This is a genomic window from Renibacterium salmoninarum ATCC 33209 (genome assembly GCF_000018885.1).
GTDB lineage: Bacteria > Actinomycetota > Actinomycetes > Actinomycetales > Micrococcaceae > Renibacterium > Renibacterium salmoninarum.
The window spans coordinates 2,674,665-2,694,297 of sequence record NC_010168.1 but is presented as its reverse complement, the minus strand read 5'-3'; the positions used below and the strand labels follow the sequence as shown (position 1 = coordinate 2,694,297).

The window sequence follows — 19,633 nt, the reverse complement described above, 5'->3', positions numbered from 1 at the left end:
GATTCAGAATCGGCGTGTTCGGCCGTAGGCGGGATCCACTGATTCAGGCGTGAGGTTCAACAGCACGGCTACTTGTTCAACAACGGAATCGTGAACCGCTTCGCGCAGCTCCTCATCGCCTTCAGTGGCTTGCATTATTGGTCTGCGGTAAACGGTGATCGTTACTGGACTGTCTTTGTCTGCGGAGCGAAGCGATGCCATCGGCGCTGGCTGTCGCAAAGCTAAAAGCTCCTCTAAACCACCCGGAATCTCATCGACCGCAAACTGAACCCGATCCAGCGTGCCACCCCAAATGTCCTGCAGCCGATCGGCAGATTCGACCACAAGGTCGTCGAATCGTTCGGAACGGGTGCGCGCACCAGGTAATGGCGGCAACACCAGTCGGCCGCGAAGTCCGCGCCCGTGCCGGTCTCGCCGTCGAGACCTGAAGCTCTTTCCGACCGCGGCCTTACCGGCTTCTTCAGAGAGCCTGAACTGCCATCCTTGCTGCATAATTCGATGCTAGTCCTTTGGTGCCGGTGAAGGCGACATTGTGTGTAAAGCGGCTTGATGACGCCAGGTGTCGGTGCGGGGCGGTAGGCTACCTATTCGTGGGAAAGATGCGTCAGTGTTCACGGTCCGGCTGCCAGCAATCAGCGGTAGCTACTTTGACGTACGTGTATGCCGATTCAACTGCGGTTCTGGGTCCATTAGCCACCTTCGCCGAGCCGCATAGCTACGACCTTTGCGCCGAGCACGCTGGCCGGCTTACCGTGCCAAGGGGATGGGAAGTTCTCCGACTAGCTATGCCGGATACTCCGCCGCCGCCAAATACTGATGATTTACTGGCCTTGGCAGATGCCGTCCGTGAAGCGGCAAAGCCAACTGAAGATGAGCAAGCCTCATTTCAACGTGCCAATCGTGCTCCGCTTGAACCGCCGGTAGCGGGTCAAGAGCGGCCGAGCCACGCGAACCGACGCGGTCATTTACGGATTTTGCGCGACTGAGCTGGCGCGGCAATATTTCGGCAGACTCGACTCTGACCGTCTCGATTCTGAGCCACCAGCACGCGCGCAGTAGGCTGTAAACGACGAAGAGTTAGTCGCGCCCCGAGGAGCCAGATGTCCCACCTGCAAAAAGAGTTGTTGAGCATCTTGCGCTGCCCGGTGACCGGATCCCGGTTGCAGCAGGGGCAGCATGAGCTGGTTAGCGATTCCCCGGGCCCAGAGGGGGTTCCTTTGCATTATCGGATTGAAGACGGCATCGCGATCCTACTCCCGGGACAGCTCCCGGAAAACGACGCTCCGAGTCAACAGACCAGCAACATCAAGGCCTAAGGAAGAACATGTCTTTCGATTACAAGATTGCCGATATTTCACTTGCCGAAGCCGGCAGGCATCAGATTCGGCTTGCTGAGCACGAAATGCCTGGCTTGATGTCATTGCGCACCGAGTTTGGCGAGAGCCAGCCGCTCAAGGGTGCCAGGATTGCTGGCTCACTGCATATGACTGTGCAGACCGCAGTGCTCATTGAAACGCTAGTGGCTCTCGGAGCTGAAGTTCGTTGGGCTTCTTGTAATATTTTTTCCACCCAAGATGAGGCTGCAGCAGCCACCGTGGTGGGAAGCGGAACCATTGACGCTCCGGCTGGAGTGCCAGTTTTTGCCTGGAAAGGTGAAACGCTCGAAGAATACTGGTGGACTGCTCAGCAGATTCTGAGCTGGCCGGGCGCGGCGGAGAATCCGGAGCTTGGCCCGAACTTGATTCTGGACGACGGCGGCGATGCAACGATGCTGCTGCATAAAGGCGTTGAATACGAGGCAGTCGGTGGAGTTCCGTCGGCAACCGAGGACGATAACGAAGAGTGGCGCATCGTTCTGGATGTTCTGCGGGCAGCACAGGTAGAAGATTCGCAGAAGTGGACCCGGTTGGCGGCAGAAATCCAAGGCGTCACCGAAGAAACCACCACTGGCGTACATCGCTTGTACCAGCTCGCGGAGCAAGGCAAACTTCTTTTTCCGGCGATCAATGTCAATGACTCCGTGACCAAAAGCAAATTCGACAACAAATACGGTATCCGGCATTCGCTTCCGGATGGCCTCAACCGCGCAACGGATGTTTTGATCGGCGGCAAGGTTGCGGTCATTTGCGGTTATGGCGACGTCGGAAAGGGTGCTGCTGAGGCGCTCCGGGGCCAAGGGGCTCGGGTAATAGTCACTGAAATCGATCCGATTTGCGCACTCCAGGCGGCGATGGACGGCTACCAAGTGGCGAAACTCGATTCGGTTCTCACGGTGGGCGATATTTTCATCACCACTACCGGGAACAAGGACGTCATTATGGCGGATCAGATGTTAGCGATGAAGAACAAAGCAATTGTTGGCAACATCGGCCACTTCGACAACGAGATCGATATGGCCGGCCTAGCCCGGGTTGCCAACGTGCAGAAGGTTGAGATCAAACCTCAAGTGCACGAATGGGTGTTTGAGCAAGGTAGCGAGAACGAGCGCTCAATCATTGTGCTGTCGGAAGGTCGTTTGCTTAATCTGGGTAACGCTACGGGGCACCCATCCTTTGTTATGAGTAACTCCTTCGCAAACCAGACGATTGCGCAAATTGAGCTTTTCACTAAACATGGCGACGGCGAGTATGAAAAACAGGTCTACGTCCTGCCGAAGATTTTGGACGAGAAAGTCGCTCGACTACATTTGGCCGCGCTCGGCGTCGAGCTGAGTGAGCTGACCAAGGATCAGGCTGAATACCTTGACGTTGATGTTGCCGGACCATACAAAGCGGACCAGTACCGCTACTAAGCCGTAGCTCAAGCTTCACAGCGGATGCACAGGAATTCGTTGCCGGTCTGAGCCTGCTGTTGTCACTATTAGATCCATCTGCAGGATAAAATAGTTGCATCGTTCGGCTGCTCAAATAGTCGTATCGACTGAGTTAGGTACTTGTGCGACGCGCTAGTCGGGCAATCGAGGTGGGAAAAGCTGGGAGCCAGGATGTCGGAAAGTTCAGGGAATTCGAGTAACACTGAACAAGGCAAAAAGAGCCGCAAGGGCTGGAAGATCGGTGTCATCGTAGCGATCTGCGCCGTTGTAGGTGCAGGTGGCATTGGTGCCGTGGCTGCTGTGCCGTGGGCTAATGCGAAAATCAATGCCAGCGAGCAAAACTCTTCCGCGAACACATCGGCAAAGCCAACGGCAGACGCGAAACCGATTGAGTGGGGTACCACGCCGACTAACGGTGCAGTTCAAGTTAATCCAGTAACTCCTGCCGTGATCAAAGCGATCAATGGCACGATCAAAACAGTTAGCTTGATCGACAATAAGACCGGTCTCGCAGTACCTGGCACGCTCAGTGCAGATAAGTCCACCTGGACCGCCACCGGTCCGCTGAATTTCGACACTAGTTACAACTACACCTTTACCGGTGTTGACGCCGCGGACCGAGAGACTTCCAAAACCCAGTCTTTCAGCACAGTGCCGGCCGCGAATGAGGCAGACGCGGTGAGTTACGTCCGCGACGGAGGCAACATCGGGGCGGGCCAGCCTGTCCAATTGACCTTCAGCGAACCGGTGCTCAATAAAGTCGCCGTCGAGAATGCCATTAAGATCACCACCTCGGCAGGGCAGGTTGGCGCGTTCCGTTGGATCGGTGACAAGGTGGTGAGATTCCGCCCTGAGGCGTTTTGGACCGCAAATAGCGTAGTCACGATCGATATTAAGCTGCTCGGGGTGGACTTTGGCAACGGTCAAATTGGCAATTTTAATAAGACGATGATCATGAATGTTGGCGATAAGCGCGTTCTCGTTGCCGACGCCACCAACCATGTGGCAAACCTTTTCATCAATGACCAATTGGTACGAACCATGCCAGTGACTATGGGCGACACTCGCTTCCCCTCTGCTGCAGGTTATTTGGTGATGATGGACAAGCAGAAAGAAGCAGTATTCAAAGCTGACACCATCGGCTTGAAGCCCGGTAACCCGGCCTACTACGGCACGCTGAACGTCTCTAATGCAATTCGCATCAGCAACAGTGGTGAATTCGTGCATCAGACGGCACCTGGTGGTTACGCCAGTTTGGGCGTGGCTAATATTTCACATGGTTGCGTTGGGTTGGGCCCAGATGACGCAGCCTGGCTCTTTGACACCATGACAACCGGTGACCCGGTTCAGGTAATAAATACCGAAGGCCCTCAGACTGATCTGGATGACGGCTTTGGTGACTGGAATATCCCGTGGGCGCAGTACGCCTTCCGCGGCTAAACCAATAATCTCGCCAGCCCAGAAACGGGTTTAGGAATCAAAAGGCAATCTGTTGAGGCGCGTGCTCAGAACTTGGGCACGCGCCTTTGACGTCATCATTCGGCGATAGTCTCGATCCCGCCGCTGCACGCTGAGCGCGGCTAAAAAGCATCCGGCATCGTGCCGGCCGGCGGTGGCGGCGAAACAAAGGCTGAGGCCTCCTGGGCCAGGTTCCGCGCAAGCAGCTCTCGCGATGCGGGTGCCATTTTTGCCGCTTGATACATGAACTGAGAGATCCTCCGCGCAAGACCGTCCGGAAGGCGGCCGATATCAGCGTGCTCTGCCCAGGTGAGCAAATAGCCTGGCGTACTGAGTTGCAACACTGGCGCCGAGGGGACTCGTTCGCGCATTGCGTAGGTGCCCGCCAACATGTCACCGAGGCGTTTCGACCGCTCGTTGAATAGTGAGCATAAAAACGCGACTGAACCAATCGTGAGGTACAGCTCCAAATAACCTACGATGCTGCGAATAAATGCGTGCCGGAATCGGATAGCGCCGCCGTCGTCGCGCACAACCCGCAGCCCCATTGCATACTTGCCCAATGACTTTCCGCGCGTGATGGTCTCGACGCTTGCTGGCACTACCACCATGAATAACACCATTAAGCTCAGCACAATCGCGGTTGCCGCGGCCCGATCGATGTTTCGAAACGCCCAGAAAACCAGATACACGGTCAACAACAGTGCGATAATCGAGCCAATCATGTCAATAATGGTGCCCAACGCGCGCGCAGCAAAAGACGCTGGCCGTAGTTCTAGAACCACGGCCTCGCCCGTGACGATTGATGTCATGAGCACCAGCCTATGTGAACAGCGTGCCGCATTCCATGATGGAGCGAGCTGGGACTCTGCCAGTAGGGTAGGGGTGTGGATCTTGATGCCTTCACCGCAGTACACCGCCAAGAGTGGGAGCGGCTTAGACAGCTCAGTGCCAAGCGACGGCTGAACGGCGAAGAAGCCGATGAATTGTTACGGCTTTACCAATCCGTTTCGAGCCAGCTCTCGCTGGTGCGCTCAGTGGCACCCGAGGGTGCGCTCTCTGCGTCGCTGTCGACGCTACTGGCCAGCGCGCGGACTAAGTTCACCGGAGCGCACTCCAACGCGCTGGAAGACCTTGCTGTGTTCTTTGTGGCAACCCTTCCCGCAGCCTTTTATCGGATTCGCTGGCTCACGCTTGTGGTAGCTGCTGTTTTCCTCTTGATTGCGACCTTCTACGGCATTTGGGCGGGTAGTAATCCCGATGTGTTGCGTGCCATGGGCAGCGATGCGCAGTGGCGACAATACGCCGAAAAGAACTTTGTAGACTACTACTCAAATAACCCGGCGGCATCATTTGCCGGACAAGTGTGGACTAATAATGCTTGGATTGCTGCGCAATGTGTTGCCTTTGGTGTCACGGGGCTTTGGGTGCCTTATGCGATTTACGGCAACGCCGAAAGCGCCGGTATGGCCGCGGCCGTGATGTTCAGCTACGGCCGGGGAGACGTCTTTTTCAGCTACATTCTGCCGCATGGTCTGATGGAACTTACCGCGATTTTCATTGCTGCTGCGGCGGGGTTGCGGATCTTCTGGTCGTGGGTTGCCCCTGGCCCGCAGCGCAGGCTGACCGCGCTTGCCCAAGAAGGACGGTCGCTTATGACCGTGGCTTTCGGCCTGGTATTGGTGCTCCTGGTCTCGGGCATTGTGGAAGGCTTCGTGACGCCGTCGTCATTGCCAGTTTGGGCGAAAATCACTATCGGAGCGTTAGTGTTGGCCGGGTATTGGTGCTATACGCTGATTCTGGGCAGACGAGCCTTCAGAGCGGGCGTTCGCGGCGATTTGGCGCAGCAAGACGTTGGAGCAGTGCTGCCCACTCGGTAGGGAATCTGGCTCTTTGCGGGGTGGCAACCAGGTCGTTAAGCCGCCTGGCGGTAACCTCGCAGTGTGAGTGAAAAAGCAAAGCCGACATCCGACCAGCCTGAAAAGTCGAAAGCCGCAGTGCCTTCGGCCGAAGAACTGGCGCGAGATCTGGCCGCGGAAAATACTGCACAAAAGCCGGAGCCGGCTTTTGACTGGATGAGCGCTGGCCTGTCAAAGGCCGCCAAACCAGCGGAAGTACCTGCTTCAAATCAGCTCACTGAGCCAGTCGCTCCTGCTGAGCCAGTCAAGATGAAACCGCCAGTGCCGGGCCAGCCCGTGGAACCGATGCGCCCGGCAAGCACTTTACCGGCGGCGCTAAAAACGGAAGTCCCTACCGAGACAACGATGTTGGCGGTTCGACCGCCCGAGGACGAGGTTGATCGTCGGCACGCGGAACGGGCGCAAGCTGCTGAAACCAAGGCGATTTTGCCGAGATTCTGGCAGATTCTGGTCGCGGTATTTTTTCCATTTGTTTTGTTGTTGCTAGCCATCCGCGTTATTGCGATGCCGCTTTTCGCCTGGATTGAATACAACCGCCCCGGATTCCCTGCGGACAGTTTTGGCTTTAACACCGAAGAACGAGTTACTTACGGTTCTTACGCAGTTGATTACCTCAACAATTTTACCGGCCCTAAGTATTTGGCCGGTTTAGTAGGCAGCGATGGTCGTCCGCTCTTCGGCTCCGGCGAAGTCAGCCATATGGTGGATGTCAAAGGCGTCTACATGATTGCGATGCTTGCCGGCCTGGTGCTGCTGATTGCCATGATCGTCGGCATTATTTATCTCGCGAAACGCAGCGTCGGTGGGGTACGCCGGAGCTTGTTTGCCGGATCCGCGGCGACTTTAGTCATCATTATTGGCCTAGGAGTCTTCGCGCTTCTCGGCTGGGAGCGTTTCTTTACCGACTTCCACCAGTTGTTCTTCGCCAATGGCACTTGGACGTTCCGGCTATCAGATACTTTGATCAGACTCTTTCCAGAACAATTCTGGACAGATTCCGGCGGCACCATCGGAGTCCTAGTCTTGTTGGTGGCTTCGTTGACGTTCGCCTTTAGTTGGCCAACCAAACGCCGTCGTGAGCTGGCCGCCGCGGCCAAGCGTCGTCCGCAAGGCCGCCGCGCCGCCCTCTAAGGGTTCGGTTCAGTGCTGTCTCAGCGGTATAGCTCGTCAATCAGTCCGTCATAATCGCTGATGACGGCATTGCGCTTAACTTTTAGTGAAGGCGTCAGCTGCCCGGACTCGACGCTGAAATCTTCTGGCAGTATGCTGAACTTTCGAATCGATTCCGCCCTTGATACGGATTGGTTTGCCTTGTCTACGGCGAGTTGAAGCTCAGCACATAGCTCGGCAGAATCCATCGCGGCCTGGGCTGATACCGAGCTGCCGTGCTGTGCATTCCAGCGATCCAGCGCGTCCGGATCGAGTGTGAGCAGTGCCGAGATGAACGGCCGACCCTCGCCCACCACAACGGCTTGCGAGATCAGCAGCGATTCGCGCAGGGCATCCTCGAGCGGAGCCGGGTAGACGTTCTTACCGCCGGCGGTAACAATGAGGTCCTTTTTCCTTCCCGTAATAGTGAGGAAACCATCCTCATCAAGTGTGCCAAGGTCGCCGGTGCGGAAGAATCCGTCCACAAAAGCCTCAGCCGTTGCTGCCTCGTTAGCGTGGTAGCCAGCGAATACGCCGATTCCTTTGATGAGTACTTCACCATCGTCCGCGATGCGGATAGTGGTGCCGGGTAACGGAATTCCCACGGTGCCAATTTTGGTGTGTTCTGGGGTGTTAGCGGTGCACAGCGCCGTTGATTCGGTCAGCCCGTAGCCTTCAAGCACCATCACGCCAGCACCTCGGAAAAAGTGCGCCTGGCGTAGTCCCAACGCACTGGCACCGGAGACGGTGTAGTGCACTTTTCCACCAAAAGCTTGCCGAAGCTTCGCGTAGACCAGCTTGTCAAAAACCTTGTGTTTCAGGCGCAGCACCAGCCCGGGGCCACTGCCTGCTTGACGAGCCTGCGCATCGAGCGCCTGGGAGTAGTCGATGGCGGTGCGCAAGGCAACCTCGAATACCTTGCCTCGACCGGAATCTTGAGCTTTTTGTTCTGCACCTTCTAAGACCTTTTCGTAGATCCGTGGCACGCAAAGCAAGAAGGTGGGTTGGAAGCTGCTCAGGTCAACGAGCAACTCCTTCACACTGGCGGTATGACCTAACGTTGTGCCAGCGGTCAGACAAACCAACTGAACCGCGCGCCAATAAATGGGCTAGCGGCAGAAACATTAAAGTTCGCGAGGGCCCCGCAGCCAGAACCTCCGGCAAGAACGGAATCACATTTTTAGCTACCAAAGCGAAATTGCCGTGCGTAATTTGGCAGCCTTTCGGCCGACCGGTAGTGCCAGAGGTATAGACCATCGACGCCACAGAACCGAGCTCAGCGACGCTACGCTGGCTTTCCAGCTCGGCGTCGGAGACGCCACGGCCGACGGCGGTCAGGCCGCCCAGGTGCGGGGAGTCGCCGTCGTCGTCAATGCACCACAGCGAAACAGGGCCCTGGACCAAAAGGGCCGATTCGCCCACAACCGTGCGGACGAGTTCAAGTTTTTCAGCATTTTCAACCACCACGAGGCGCGCGCCAGAATCAACTAAGATCCATTCCACTTGGCTCGCGGAAGACGTCTCATAAATCGGCACGGTAATGGTACCAGCGAACCAGATCGCGAAGTCCAGCACCGTCCATTCATAACGGGTGCTGGACATCACCGCGACGGAGTCGCCGGGGGCAATGCCCGAAGCAATTAGTCCTTATGACCAACCCGCGAACCTGGTCGCTGAACTCGCCAGCGCTCACCGGAGTCCAGACGCCGTCGACTTTTCGTTCGTACAAAATGGCATCGGCATCTGCCGCAACCCGCTCTAGGAGCAGATCTGTCACATTAGACTCAGCGGGCAGATCGATGAGGAGCTCGGTACTGGCTTCACGGTTTGTTGCGTGCATGTTTCTATTCAACAGTTAGATCCAGCTTGGCATCCACATATGCGAGCGCCAGTCGTCGTAGCTAATGGTCTGAGCGGTCCACAACGGCAGGAAAAAGGCGCTGACAAGGACTACTAAGACCACGAAGAATCCGACTAACACCATGCCCTGTTGCCTTCGCCAGGGCGGATCTTCGGCCTTGCCAAGGACGAGTCCGAGGCAGAACACCAATGCCAAGATCATGTAAGGCTCATAGGCAATCGCGTAAAAGAAGAAAATCGTCCGGCTGGGGTACATCATCCAAGGCAAGTAGCCAACGGCCCATCCGCAAAGGATTGCGCCCGCACGCCAATCCCGGCGCAGGATCCAGTAACCGATGAGGAACACCAAAGCAGCCGCACCACCCCACCAGATCAAGGGGTTACCGAGCGAAGTTACCACCTGGGCACATTTGGCCGCACCGCATTGATTATCGGGATATTCGGCGAAAAAAGAGGTGGGTCTGCCCATCACAAACCACGACCAAGCATTCGCTTTATAAGGATGGTCTGAGTCAATACTGAGCCCTGAGGAGTACATCGCTTGGTGATAGTTCCAGAGCGAACGTAGCGGCCCCGGTACCCAGTCCCAACCGGGTGTGGAATTGGAATCTGCCCAGTTTCGGTTGTACGCATCGCTGGAGAGCAACCAGCCGGTCCAACTCGCCACATACGTTGCCAAAGCCACCGGAATAATCGTCACAAAGGCAATCGGAGTGTCTTTGAGCAAGGCGCCGGTGAACCAGTAGCGAATGCCAGCGATTCGTCGCGCGCTGATGTCCCAAAACACGGTAAGCAGACCAAAACCGGCAATAAAGAACAATCCGGACCATTTGCTACCCAGGCAGAGACCTAGCGCCACGCCGGCGGCGATCCGCCACCAGCGGATGCCGAGCCAAGGCCCATAGAGCAGATGCCGTGAGCCAGCCTTGTCCGGTTCATCGGCCATTTTTCGGGCGAGGCGGCGCGCGAGTCGTTTTCGACCGTCGTCGCGGTCCATCACCAACGCACCGAAGGCCAGCAGCGCGAAGAACATCACGAAGTTGTCTAATAGCGAGGTCCGCGATTGCACAATTGCGTGGCCGTCTACCGCCATAAAGAGCCCCGCGACAGCGCCGAGAATGGTGGACCGGAACAGCTTTTGCGCCAATAAGGCAACGATGAAGATGGACAGCGTACCGACGACGGCGCTGCTAAAGCGCCAGCCGAAGGTGCTGTCTGGGCCAAAAAGTTGCATGCCAGCGGCAATCAACCATTTGCCTACTGGTGGATGCACAACGAATTCTGGTCCGCTCTGCAGCCCAGAGAAATCGCCAACGTTGAAACGCGGGTTCGGGTCTTTATCCCAGGAGCGCTCATAACCGCTGATCAGATAGGAATAGGCATCTTTGACGTAGTACGTTTCGTCAAAGACCAAACTCTTTGGCTCACCCAATCGGACGAACCGGAGCACTCCGCCAATCGCAGCCATCAGCGCGGGCGCCAACCAGTACCAGAGCCGCAGTGAAAGCGGAGTCTCAAGGAAGCGCCAGCGTGGCCCCTGTAGACGCCTTTGCAGGGCACGGAAACCGTAGACCGTGCTCGGGCGGGCAAGCCAGCTGCCGCGGGTGACTGGCCGGGCTTCAGCTGGTTGCGCTGCTGGCACGCGGTCGTCGAGATGCTGGCTCATTCTGCCCATGCTACCGGGGGTCGCTTGGTGCGCGGTGCAACAGAATGACATTCGACGTCGGCATCGCAGCCTTGCTGCCCGTAGGCTAGTTGCATGCAATCCTCGAGGGAAGCCGATTCAGCCGGCCAGATTATTTTGGGCGCTACGCCAATTGGCAATCACGCTGATGCTTCGGCGAGGTTGATTGAATGGCTAACCACGGCAGATCTAGTTGCTGCGGAGGACACCCGGCGGCTGCTCAAGCTGGCCTCCGCTTTAGGAATCTCAGTACCAGGCCGGATTCTCAGCTATCACGAGCACAATGAAGCCTCCCGAACGGCCGAACTAATTGAGCAGGTTCGTGCGGGCGCAAATCTCTTGATGGTTTCTGATGCCGGTATGCCGGCCGTCTCCGATCCTGGCTATCGTCTGGTGGAAACTGCAATTGCTGCCGGTGTCCGAGTGACAGCGGCGCCTGGCCCCTCCGCGGTACTCACCGCGCTCGCGCTCTCCGGTTTACCAACTGACCGATTCGCTTTCGAAGGGTTCTTGCCGCGAAAGGCGGGGGAGCGCGCCAGCAAATTGCGCGAGCTTTCCGCTGATCCACGTACTTTGGTGTTTTTTGAGGCCCCGCACCGGCTGGAAACGATGTTGGCCGCGCTCGTTGAAGGCTTTGGCGCCGAGCGCAAAGCCGCGGTAGCTCGGGAGCTGACTAAGACCTATGAAGAAGTGCTTCGGGGAACCGTTGGTGAGCTACACCAATGGGCAGGTGCGAACGAAGTCCGCGGCGAGATCGCCGTCGTCGTTGGCGGAAGCACCGGTGTTGTTCGCTCCGCTGAAGAGCAAGTACTGGCCGTATTAGCGCTCGCGGACCAGGGGATGCGGCTCAAAGATGCCGTTGCTGCGGTGGCTGAAACGTCGTCAGTGAGTAAACGCGAATTGTATGAAGCAGTGCTTGCAGCGCGGACAGCTCGTTGACCTATTGTGCGAATGCACATTACCTAGACAGGTTCTGCTGCATTTAGTGCATAGACACTGCCCACGCAGCGCAATAGCGTGAAGCCATTGAGTATGAGTCACTTTAGACAAGGAAGTCCCATGGCTGTTTCCGCTGAACGGATTGCACAAATTCTCGGCTCGGTACCTACCGGCTTGCTCATCGACGGGCAATGGCGTCCGGCAGCCAGCGGTAAGACTTTTGGGGTTGAGAACCCGGCAACAGGTGAAATCTTGTTGCACATTGCGGACGCAGGCGCTGAAGATGCCGCAGCGGCGCTTGACTCCGCAGTTGCCGCGCAAGAATCCTGGGCAGCGACCGCGCCGCGCGAACGCGGCGAAATTCTGCGTCGCGCCTTTGACGCTGTGACTGCGCGCGCCGACGATTTCGCGCTACTGATGACCTTGGAAATGGGCAAACCGCTGGCTGAGGCCCGTGGCGAAGTAACCTATGGTTCCGAGTTCCTACGCTGGTTCTCTGAAGAGTCCGTCCGGGCCTTCGGCCGCTATTCGATTTCTCCCGATGGTAAGTCGCGGCTGTTGGTGACCAAGAAGGCGGTGGGACCGTGTTTGCTGATTACGCCGTGGAACTTCCCGCTAGCGATGGCCACCCGCAAGATTGCGCCCGCAGTTGCTGCTGGTTGCACGATGGTGCTTAAGCCTGCCAATCTCACGCCGCTAACCTCGTTGCTTTTTGCGCAGGTCATGCAAGAGGCTGGGCTGCCGGCCGGCGTGCTCAATGTCATTCCCACCACGACGGCCGGAGCCACTACGGGTGCGCTCATCAAGGATTCCCGGCTACGTAAACTCTCCTTCACTGGTTCGACTGAAGTTGGTCGACGTCTGCTGGCTGATGCTTCGGAGAACGTGCTGCGCACGTCGATGGAATTGGGCGGAAACGCACCATTCGTGGTCTTCGACGACGCTGATTTGGACGCCGCCGTTGCCGGTGCCATGATTGCGAAACTCCGTAATATGGGCGAAGCCTGCACTGCCGCAAACCGTTTCATTGTGCATGAATCGGTCGCTGAAGAATTCGGCCGGAAGTTCGCCGCTAAAGTTGCCGAAATGACAACTGGTCCAGGCATCGAAGACAGCACCAAAATTGGCCCACTGATTGATCAGAAGAGCCGCGATAAAGTTCATGAACTGGTCAGCGACGCCGTTTCGCAGGGCGCGGTTGCCCTGACGGGTGGGGAACCAGAGTCTGGTGCTGGCTACTTCTACCAGCCCACAGTGCTCAGCAATGTTTCGGCGTCGTCGCGAATTTTGGCCGAAGAGATCTTCGGCCCGGTAGCTCCTATCGTGACCTTCCGCGATGAGGATGAAGCAGTTCGTTTGGCGAACAACACTGAATACGGTCTGGTCGCTTACGTCTTTACGCAGAATCTGAATCGAGGTCTGCGGATCGGCGAGAAGCTAGAAACCGGAATGCTCGGTCTGAACGCTGGGGTAGTTTCCAACGCGGCAGCGCCGTTCGGCGGAATTAAGCAGTCCGGCCTGGGCCGTGAAGGCGGGCTTGAGGGCATCGAAGAATACCTCTACACCCAGTACATCGGCATCGCAGACCCAGCTCAGCTCTAATCAAGAACCAGGCCTAGGCGTCAAGTAGCTCAGGTTTTTTGGAACGGATTTCGCAACCGGGCACCCACCCGAGCCAACCACGCTTTGAAACGGCGGACCGGTTGCGATTTCAGTGGTTTGGACAGCAAATTCGCCAGTCGGCGAATTGACGTTCTGGGGAAGAGCGCAACGCGGAGGCGAACCCAGAACGGCGCGTTCTTGTGAAGCGCCGAAATTGCGGAGCGCGCTTCTGCGAGTTCCGCGCTGTCAATTGCTAACGGCGATTTCGTCGCGGGCGGTCCATAAATGGCACGTTCAAAGCTTTGGACCAATGCATGCACGTCTGGGCCTGGGGTTCCGGCCAAGCCCGAATGATCTAAGCGTGCTGCAAAGCGCCTGGGCGTATCGCTGCGCATCGGTTCTAGGCCAAAGTCGAAGGCGGTATCACGCATTTCTGACCAAGCAGAATGTGCGGTTGCCATTGCGGAAAGCCGACGCCTACGGACTGCGTTCCGGCTGAGGCTTGGCGCCGCCAATACTGCCAAGACCAGCAACGGAATAACTAGCCAGAAAACATTGAAGCCTGTGCCCCCGGCATTCCCAGAGCCGCTCTGCGGTGCCGGCACGCGCAGATTACTGGGCTGCGGTGTGGCTGTCGGCTTCTTGCTGAGCTCTGGCTCCGGCGCATCGGCAGGGTCGGGTGTGAGGGGAGACTGAGCGTAACTGGGTACTTGGCCGCGAGAAGGCGTGGGCTCGAAGGGAACCCAGCCCATACCTTCGAAGTAGAGCTCGGGCCAGGCATGGGCGGAACGGCCATCGACCTGATATTGCGTGAGTTTCTCGCCATTTACCTCCACCGTCTGACCGGTAGGCGTACCTGGCGCAAAGCCGACTGCGATTCGACTCGGTATTCCTGCTTCGCGGGCCATAACAGCCATCGCTGCCGAGAAATGCACGCAATAGCCGCTCTTGACCTGCAAGAATTTGGCCAAGGCGTCCATGCTACTGCCGTCATAGCCGCCAGAAACGGGAGCTTGTAATGAGTAGCTGAAGTCAGTGCCGCGCAAATATTGCTGGATCGACATTGCTTTGTCGTAGTAAGTAGGCGAGCGCCCAGTGACATCGAGTGCGGTCTCACGGATGATCGACGGCGTGTTAGCCGGCAGCGCCATGAAGATTGGGTCCAAACTTGGTCGTGGTGGCGTGATTGCAGTTTCAAGGACTGCTGGGGTCAGAACTGGTTCAATGCTTTGAACTTGGTAGTTTTGGCCGAGCGCGCCTTGCTCAAGTGCCTTAATCACCAGGGTCTTCGGGTCCCACACCCAACGTCCGCTGAGCCCGGTGACTCGCTGCGGTGCATAGGGCGCCGGAAGCCAATCGCCAGAAAAATTGAGCGGATTGATCTGGGTAAGAACGCTCTGCGACTGGGTTCCGCTCGCGATGAAGTCATTTTGGATCATGTCCGGATTCAACTGGTATTCCGCATTTCGATCCGTTGGCTGCCAGCTGTCGCCTTCAAAGCTCTCAATGGTGAGCGTGCGTAAATAGGGCGGATTGGCTGCGGTCGTTGCGTAGTTGATCTCACCGGTACCACTCGGATTGCGCAAGTCATTGCCCAGCGACAGGAACGGGCTAAGGCCCGCAACCTGACCGAACGGAGTCAATCTTGAACCTTGGGGAAACGTGCCGGAGCTGAATCCAGGCGTTACTAAGGCAATTAAAAGAGCTAGCACGACCGCTCCGGCGCCGATACCGGCGATCCGCGACATTTCGCTGCCTGAGCGCCGCTTTTGACTGTCAGTCAAATACCACTGGGCTAGAAATAGGATGAGCAAATAACCGGACGCGCCGAAGATAAAACCAAATATTCCTAGACTTTCAGCTTTAACCGTCGCCGGGATGAGTGCGATGGTCAGCAAGCCCAAGCCGCTGATCGCCGGCATCATCACGCTTATCGCGAGCGCATCGACCAGCATGGCAACTAAGCCGGTGCCAAAGCATATGACTAAAAGCACCCCGCTACTGGCCTGAACCGGAGCGGTATCTCGGATCACGGTCTGTGAGGCTTGGCTGAGGAGCGTGCCAAGCTGATCGAAGGAGGCCGGCGTCGGAATGATTGCCAGAAATGCGGTGCTGGAGAAAAAGACAAAAGTTAGCTTCAGCAAAAGGGCAATGCCACCAACCACCGGCACCAAGGCGGCCGGTGCGCGTAGCGTCCGTGCCAATGCCCTCGCGGCAAGTACCGTGCCCACAGTGAAGGCGATGAATATGAGCCAGGTACCGCCGCGTACCACGCCGGAGAGGCCCACCGAGGTGCCGCAGACGGCTAGAAAAATAGCACCGGCCAAGGCCCAGGGTGCTGAACCTGGTCGATTGATCTGTTTTTTGGTTTTTTGCCGGCGCAGAGCCAGCGTTATCCATCATGGTCTTTAGCGCAGCGCTCATGGTCTAGCCCGGGCAATCTGCGTTGCCGCGGTTTCTACCGGTCGCGAATCGAAATAGCTCCAGGCGTTCCGCAGAACGGTGTTTTCGCTGACCGCAATAGCGCGCCAACCGCCTTGGCGCAGCGTAGCCAAGGCATCATGGGCTTTTTCGGGCTGATGGGTCACTACGATGGCACACGCGGCGGTATTACCTTCAGCGGCAATCGCCACTGTCTTGGCTTCGGCGACGCTGAGATTGCCCAGGATCGCAATCAACGGTCCACGCTGACGACTCAGCGCAATTCGATCCAGAAGCAAATCATTGAAGGCCCGGGAGACTTCATCCTCTTGAAGCTCGATGGCAGCCAAGGCCTCGGCGATACTGGCCAGACCAGCGGAGCCGCTGTAATCCTCGACAAGTGGTTCTGGTGCGGAACGAGACCTGCACAAGCCTGGCCGGCCAAATACGTCCAATAGTCTTAAGTCAAAATTGCGCTCGACTAAATGCGCGCAGATCGACATTGCCGCTACCACAGACCATTCAAAAGTTGCCGAGCTTTTGAGCTCCGGATGTTCTTCATCACGGGGGCGGAAAGGTAAGCCCTCAGTCAGGCTAAACGCGCTAGCGCGTTGATCGATGAGCAGCGTTGCTTCGGGCGTCGTGACCGATTCTTCTTGTCTAACCATTAGCTGCCCGTGCCGCGCGGTGGCCGGCCAATGCACCCTTCGCATGGCGTCGCCGTAGCGATATTCGCGGGTCATCACGTCGTCATCGCTGGGGTTGGCTCGCTGGCGGGTGGCCGTCACGCCGTCGAAACTTCGCGCGCCAAAAATTGTTGTTGTCGGTAGCTCTAAAGCGCGAGGGGTCACGGTAAGCAGATCAATTCCCGGTAGGGACCTGCTGTGAGTACTCAACCCAAAGGCATCGGAGAGCTCAGCGCTAACCGGCCCAATGGGAAACTGTCCGCGCATTCCGGAGCAGACGTGGTACTGGTACCTGCTGCTGCGGGTGTCGCCGTCGGCTGTGTTGGTGTTCTGTACCCTGCCTGGGTAAAAGAATTCCGGTGAGCGTCCGAACCGTGCCGGAAGTGTCTCACGCATTCTGGCCCGACCGCTAGAACGTGCCGGCCCAGCAACGGCCAAATCGACTGTACTGCTTGAGTCGGATTCCACCACAGCAGGGGTGAATTCTCGGTAGACCTTGAAACTAGGTGACATCAGCCGGATACCTAGGGCAGCAAGCACCGGCAGCAAGATCAGGAATAGGCCAAGGACTAAAAGGTCTTTGCGGCCCATAATTTGCGCTAACAAGATACAAAATAAGCCCGCACCGGCGAGCCCCCAGCCTCGCGGGGTGAGAATTCGCGCTTTTGACCAATCCATCGGCGGAAACTTACTCAGATTGCTTTGGCGTTGTGCTGCGGCACCGGAAGTCGGCTAAGAATTGATTTGACCAGACTGGCTGGCGTCTGACCTGAGCTGGTGGCTTTTCGATCCAGGATGATTCGGTGTGTGAGGACTGCTTCAGCGTTTGCGGCGACATCATCTGGCAAAACAAAGTCTCGTTGCGCAAGCGCTGCCGTGGCTTTTGCTGCGCGCAAAAGTTGGAGTAGCGCTCGCGGGCTCGCGCCAAGGCGGATGTTTGGATCTTCTCGGCTCGCTCTGCCAAAAGAGACGATGTATTGCTTCACCGCGGGCGAGACATAAACCGCATGCACGGTGTTGATCATTGCGGCGACTTCAGCGGCGCTTGCCACTGGACGGACGTCATTGAGTGGAGAGGAAGATTGATGCGATTCGAGCATTTCAATTTCGGCAGCAGCGTCCGGGTAACCCATTGAGATTCGCACCATAAAGCGATCGCGTTGCGCCTCGGGTAACGGGTAGGTGCCTTCCATCTCAATCGGGTTCTGCGTGGCAATCACCATAAAGGGCGCGGCCAGTCAGTACGAGGTCCCGTCAAAGGTGACTTGATGCTCTTCCATGCATTCGAGTAATGCCGATTGTGTCTTGGCGGAGGCTCGGTTGATTTCATCGCCGATGACGATATTGGCAAAGACCGCGCCGGGCCGGAACTCAAAGCTGTTTTTAGCCTGATTGAAAATCGAAACACCAGTCACATCGGATGGCAACAGATCTGGCGTGAATTGAATCCGGCTGACCGAACAGTCCAAGCTTCGCGCGAGAGTTTTTGCGAGCATCGTTTTTCCAACTCCGGGCACATCTTCAAGCAGCAGATGCCCTTCTGCCAACAAGACTGTCAAGGCGAGTCTCGCGGCGTCCGCTTTGCCATCCATGACGGTATTTATCTGCGCGAGGATGCTTTCACTGAGTTGGTGAAAGCGAGCTGAATCGAGGGCGGCCGCATCGTGCAGACGATGATTCTGTTCAGCTTGGAATGGTGATTGACTCAATCTGGTGCTCCCCATTTCTGCCCGGTGCGAATCCGGACCGACCTTAGTGTGATCAAGGTTACTCGTTCTGCAAGTCGGTTGCGCCCAAGGCGGCCACCTAAATCAGGATGGCTGACTAAAGTAGTGGCCATGAGTTTGCCAACCGTGCCCGAAGCGTACCGTGCCAAAGCTGAGCCAGGGCAGCTGGGCCTTGATGACCGGGGTGGCCTGCAACGCTCACCACAAGATGAGACCGGACGACGTCGTAAATTGGCTTATCCGGTGGCGCCAGAACCACTACCTGAACCGGTCATTGATAATCACACCCATTTAGACTTCCGCGATGGACTGGTGGAAGTTTCGGTACACCAGGCGCTCGACGCGGCGGCCGCCGTCGGCGTGCAAGGCGCAGTCCAGGTAGGTTGCGATGTTGAGTCGTCTCGGTTCACCGTCCAAGCGGTGGAAGCAGATGAACGGCTCCTGGGCGCAGTAGCGATTCATCCCAACGACGCCCCGCGGCTGGCTGAAGCGGGCGGCTTAGAACAGGCGCTTGCTGAAATTGAAAAAATGGCCGCGCATCCGCGGATTCGTGCGGTTGGAGAGACCGGCCTGGACTATTTTCGTACTGGCGCGGAGGGACTGGACCGTCAGCACTACTCCTTTCGATGGCATATCGATCTAGCAAAGCGATTGGGCTTGGCGCTGCAAATTCATGATCGAGATGCGCACGAGGACGTGCTTCGGATTCTTGCCGAGGAGGGGGCCCCGGAGACGGTAGTTTTCCATTGCTTTTCCGGGGATGCCGAATTGGCGCGGGTCTGTAACGAAAATGGTTGGTACATGTCGTTTGCTGGCACGGTAACCTTTAAAAATTCCAACCCATTACGTCAGGCGCTCGCCCTCGCTGAGCGGGAGTTGATCATGGTGGAAACGGATGCTCCCTTTTTGACTCCGCATCCATTCCGTGGCCAACCAAACGCGAGCTACTTGGTGCCCTATACCGTGCGAGCAATAGCCGAATATCGGGCGGTTGAGCTAGCCGATTTCTGTATCCAGCTTCGGCATAATACCGAGCGGGTTTACGGCCCGTGGCGTGCTGAGTGACCACTTTCCATCACTAAATAGTGACTCAGATCACACCAATCTGTGATTTTTCTTGGAGTTTATGTCACGGTTCGGTTACAGTGGAAAACAATAGCCGGGGTCGGGGAAGACCTGCGGACATTGTCACTACCGAAGTTCATCGCTTTTGATTAACGATTATGTTGGCCTTTGCTGTCTATTTTTTGACAACAAAGACTAGCTTTTCTGCGGCCAAAATTGCGCTGGCTTGTGTGTAGAGGCGTTGCATTAGTTGGTGAAAACATCGGGTCAATCCGCTGTAGTTGCTTGCTGTGCGCTTGTCCCCGTGCCCG

16 protein-coding genes and 2 pseudogenes are annotated in these 19,633 nt (G+C 56.9%); 9 read left to right on the top strand and 9 right to left on the bottom strand.

Annotated features, from left to right (window positions below):
• Positions 1-3: 3 nt before the first annotated feature.
• A complete protein-coding gene (locus RSAL33209_RS13265) occupies positions 4-492 on the bottom strand; it encodes a metallopeptidase family protein (RefSeq protein WP_012246380.1) in 489 nt (162 codons plus the stop codon).
• 98 nt (positions 493-590) lie between these two features.
• Between RSAL33209_RS13265 and RSAL33209_RS13260 the strand changes: the two genes are divergently transcribed.
• The 4 genes from RSAL33209_RS13260 to RSAL33209_RS13245 all read left to right on the top strand — a co-directional run bounded on the left by RSAL33209_RS13260 (position 591) and on the right by RSAL33209_RS13245 (position 4,252).
• Positions 591-986 (top strand): DUF3499 domain-containing protein, encoded by a 396-nt coding sequence (locus RSAL33209_RS13260; protein ID WP_169305783.1) that lies wholly within the window; start codon positions 591-593, stop codon positions 984-986.
• A 114-nt stretch (positions 987-1,100) separates the two neighbouring features.
• A complete protein-coding gene (locus RSAL33209_RS13255; RefSeq protein ID WP_012246378.1) occupies positions 1,101-1,316 on the top strand; it encodes a Trm112 family protein in 216 nt (71 codons plus the stop codon).
• An 8-nt stretch (positions 1,317-1,324) separates the two neighbouring features.
• A complete protein-coding gene (ahcY, locus tag RSAL33209_RS13250; RefSeq protein ID WP_012246377.1) occupies positions 1,325-2,791 on the top strand; it encodes an adenosylhomocysteinase in 1,467 nt (488 codons plus the stop codon).
• A gap of 192 nt (positions 2,792-2,983) precedes the next feature.
• Positions 2,984-4,252 carry a L,D-transpeptidase gene (locus tag RSAL33209_RS13245; protein WP_049758999.1) on the top strand — a complete coding sequence of 423 codons (1,269 nt, stop codon included), beginning with the start codon at positions 2,984-2,986 and terminating at the stop codon, positions 4,250-4,252.
• Between the two features lie 140 nt (positions 4,253-4,392).
• Here RSAL33209_RS13245 and RSAL33209_RS13240 read toward each other — a convergent pair whose 3' ends face one another.
• Positions 4,393-5,082 (bottom strand): RDD family protein, encoded by a 690-nt coding sequence (locus tag RSAL33209_RS13240; protein ID WP_012246375.1) that lies wholly within the window; start codon positions 5,080-5,082, stop codon positions 4,393-4,395.
• A 75-nt stretch (positions 5,083-5,157) separates the two neighbouring features.
• Here RSAL33209_RS13240 and RSAL33209_RS13235 point away from each other — a divergent pair, with 75 nt between their 5' ends.
• Both RSAL33209_RS13235 and RSAL33209_RS13230 read left to right on the top strand, forming a co-directional pair.
• Complete coding sequence (locus RSAL33209_RS13235) at positions 5,158-6,150, top strand: stage II sporulation protein M (protein ID WP_012246374.1); 993 nt, start codon at positions 5,158-5,160, stop codon at positions 6,148-6,150.
• Positions 6,151-6,213: 63 nt separating this feature from the next.
• On the top strand, positions 6,214-7,320 hold the full coding sequence (locus RSAL33209_RS13230; RefSeq protein ID WP_012246373.1) for a TIGR01906 family membrane protein: 1,107 nt from the start codon (positions 6,214-6,216) through the stop codon (positions 7,318-7,320).
• Between the two features lie 20 nt (positions 7,321-7,340).
• Here the strand turns inward: RSAL33209_RS13230 and RSAL33209_RS20110 are convergent, their stop codons facing one another.
• The 4 genes and pseudogenes from RSAL33209_RS20110 to RSAL33209_RS13220 form a co-directional block, all read right to left on the bottom strand.
• On the bottom strand, positions 7,341-7,823 hold the full coding sequence (locus tag RSAL33209_RS20110) for a hypothetical protein (RefSeq protein ID WP_425313888.1): 483 nt from the start codon (positions 7,821-7,823) through the stop codon (positions 7,341-7,343).
• Between the two features lie 90 nt (positions 7,824-7,913).
• Positions 7,914-8,940, bottom strand: a pseudogene (locus tag RSAL33209_RS20105) (AMP-binding protein); the annotation flags it as partial.
• A complete protein-coding gene (locus RSAL33209_RS20100; RefSeq protein ID WP_411740976.1) occupies positions 8,921-9,178 on the bottom strand; it encodes a hypothetical protein in 258 nt (85 codons plus the stop codon). The pseudogene RSAL33209_RS20105 and the gene RSAL33209_RS20100, both read right to left, overlap by 20 nt.
• 15 nt (positions 9,179-9,193) lie before the next feature.
• Positions 9,194-10,873, bottom strand: a complete 1,680-nt coding sequence (locus RSAL33209_RS13220; protein WP_114597654.1) for a dolichyl-phosphate-mannose--protein mannosyltransferase — start codon at positions 10,871-10,873, stop codon at positions 9,194-9,196.
• A gap of 84 nt (positions 10,874-10,957) precedes the next feature.
• On the opposite strand from RSAL33209_RS13220, the gene rsmI reads away from it, so the two are divergent.
• Together rsmI and RSAL33209_RS13210 are read left to right on the top strand one after the other, a co-directional pair.
• Positions 10,958-11,821 carry a 16S rRNA (cytidine(1402)-2'-O)-methyltransferase gene (rsmI, locus tag RSAL33209_RS13215; protein ID WP_012246369.1) on the top strand — a complete coding sequence of 288 codons (864 nt, stop codon included), beginning with the start codon at positions 10,958-10,960 and terminating at the stop codon, positions 11,819-11,821.
• Positions 11,822-11,941: 120 nt separating this feature from the next.
• Positions 11,942-13,423, top strand: coding sequence for an NAD-dependent succinate-semialdehyde dehydrogenase (locus RSAL33209_RS13210; protein ID WP_041684814.1), 1,482 nt, complete (start codon positions 11,942-11,944; stop codon positions 13,421-13,423).
• A gap of 29 nt (positions 13,424-13,452) precedes the next feature.
• Here RSAL33209_RS13210 and RSAL33209_RS13205 read toward each other — a convergent pair whose 3' ends face one another.
• The 3 genes and pseudogenes from RSAL33209_RS13205 to RSAL33209_RS13195 all read right to left on the bottom strand — a co-directional run bounded on the left by RSAL33209_RS13205 (position 13,453) and on the right by RSAL33209_RS13195 (position 18,254).
• Positions 13,453-15,750 carry a transglutaminase TgpA family protein gene (locus RSAL33209_RS13205; RefSeq protein ID WP_012246366.1) on the bottom strand — a complete coding sequence of 766 codons (2,298 nt, stop codon included), beginning with the start codon at positions 15,748-15,750 and terminating at the stop codon, positions 13,453-13,455.
• Positions 15,751-15,843: 93 nt separating this feature from the next.
• Positions 15,844-17,208 carry a DUF58 domain-containing protein gene (locus tag RSAL33209_RS13200; RefSeq protein ID WP_012246365.1) on the bottom strand — a complete coding sequence of 455 codons (1,365 nt, stop codon included), beginning with the start codon at positions 17,206-17,208 and terminating at the stop codon, positions 15,844-15,846.
• A 14-nt stretch (positions 17,209-17,222) separates the two neighbouring features.
• Positions 17,223-18,254 (bottom strand): annotated as a pseudogene (locus RSAL33209_RS13195) (AAA family ATPase).
• 114 nt (positions 18,255-18,368) lie between these two features.
• On the opposite strand from RSAL33209_RS13195, the gene RSAL33209_RS13190 reads away from it, so the two are divergent.
• Positions 18,369-19,322 (top strand): TatD family hydrolase, encoded by a 954-nt coding sequence (locus RSAL33209_RS13190; RefSeq protein WP_012246362.1) that lies wholly within the window; start codon positions 18,369-18,371, stop codon positions 19,320-19,322.
• Positions 19,323-19,633: the final 311 nt, after the last annotated feature.

Excerpts from the sequence above, each read along its gene's own strand:
- RSAL33209_RS13265 (WP_012246380.1), bottom strand. The coding sequence starts at position 492 with ATGCAGCAAGGATGGCAGTTCAGGCTCTCTGAAGAAGCCGGTAAGGCC.
- RSAL33209_RS13255 (WP_012246378.1), top strand. The coding sequence starts at position 1,101 with ATGTCCCACCTGCAAAAAGAGTTGTTGAGCATCTTGCGCTGCCCGGTG.
- ahcY (WP_012246377.1), top strand. The coding sequence starts at position 1,325 with ATGTCTTTCGATTACAAGATTGCCGATATTTCACTTGCCGAAGCCGGC.
- RSAL33209_RS13245 (WP_049758999.1), top strand. The coding sequence starts at position 2,984 with ATGTCGGAAAGTTCAGGGAATTCGAGTAACACTGAACAAGGCAAAAAG.
- RSAL33209_RS13240 (WP_012246375.1), bottom strand. The coding sequence starts at position 5,082 with ATGACATCAATCGTCACGGGCGAGGCCGTGGTTCTAGAACTACGGCCA.
- RSAL33209_RS20100 (WP_411740976.1), bottom strand. The coding sequence starts at position 9,178 with ATGCACGCAACAAACCGTGAAGCCAGTACCGAGCTCCTCATCGATCTG.
- RSAL33209_RS13220 (WP_114597654.1), bottom strand. The coding sequence starts at position 10,873 with ATGGGCAGAATGAGCCAGCATCTCGACGACCGCGTGCCAGCAGCGCAA.
- rsmI (WP_012246369.1), top strand. The coding sequence starts at position 10,958 with ATGCAATCCTCGAGGGAAGCCGATTCAGCCGGCCAGATTATTTTGGGC.
- RSAL33209_RS13210 (WP_041684814.1), top strand. The coding sequence starts at position 11,942 with ATGGCTGTTTCCGCTGAACGGATTGCACAAATTCTCGGCTCGGTACCT.
- RSAL33209_RS13200 (WP_012246365.1), bottom strand. The coding sequence starts at position 17,208 with ATGGATTGGTCAAAAGCGCGAATTCTCACCCCGCGAGGCTGGGGGCTC.
- RSAL33209_RS13190 (WP_012246362.1), top strand. The coding sequence starts at position 18,369 with ATGAGTTTGCCAACCGTGCCCGAAGCGTACCGTGCCAAAGCTGAGCCA.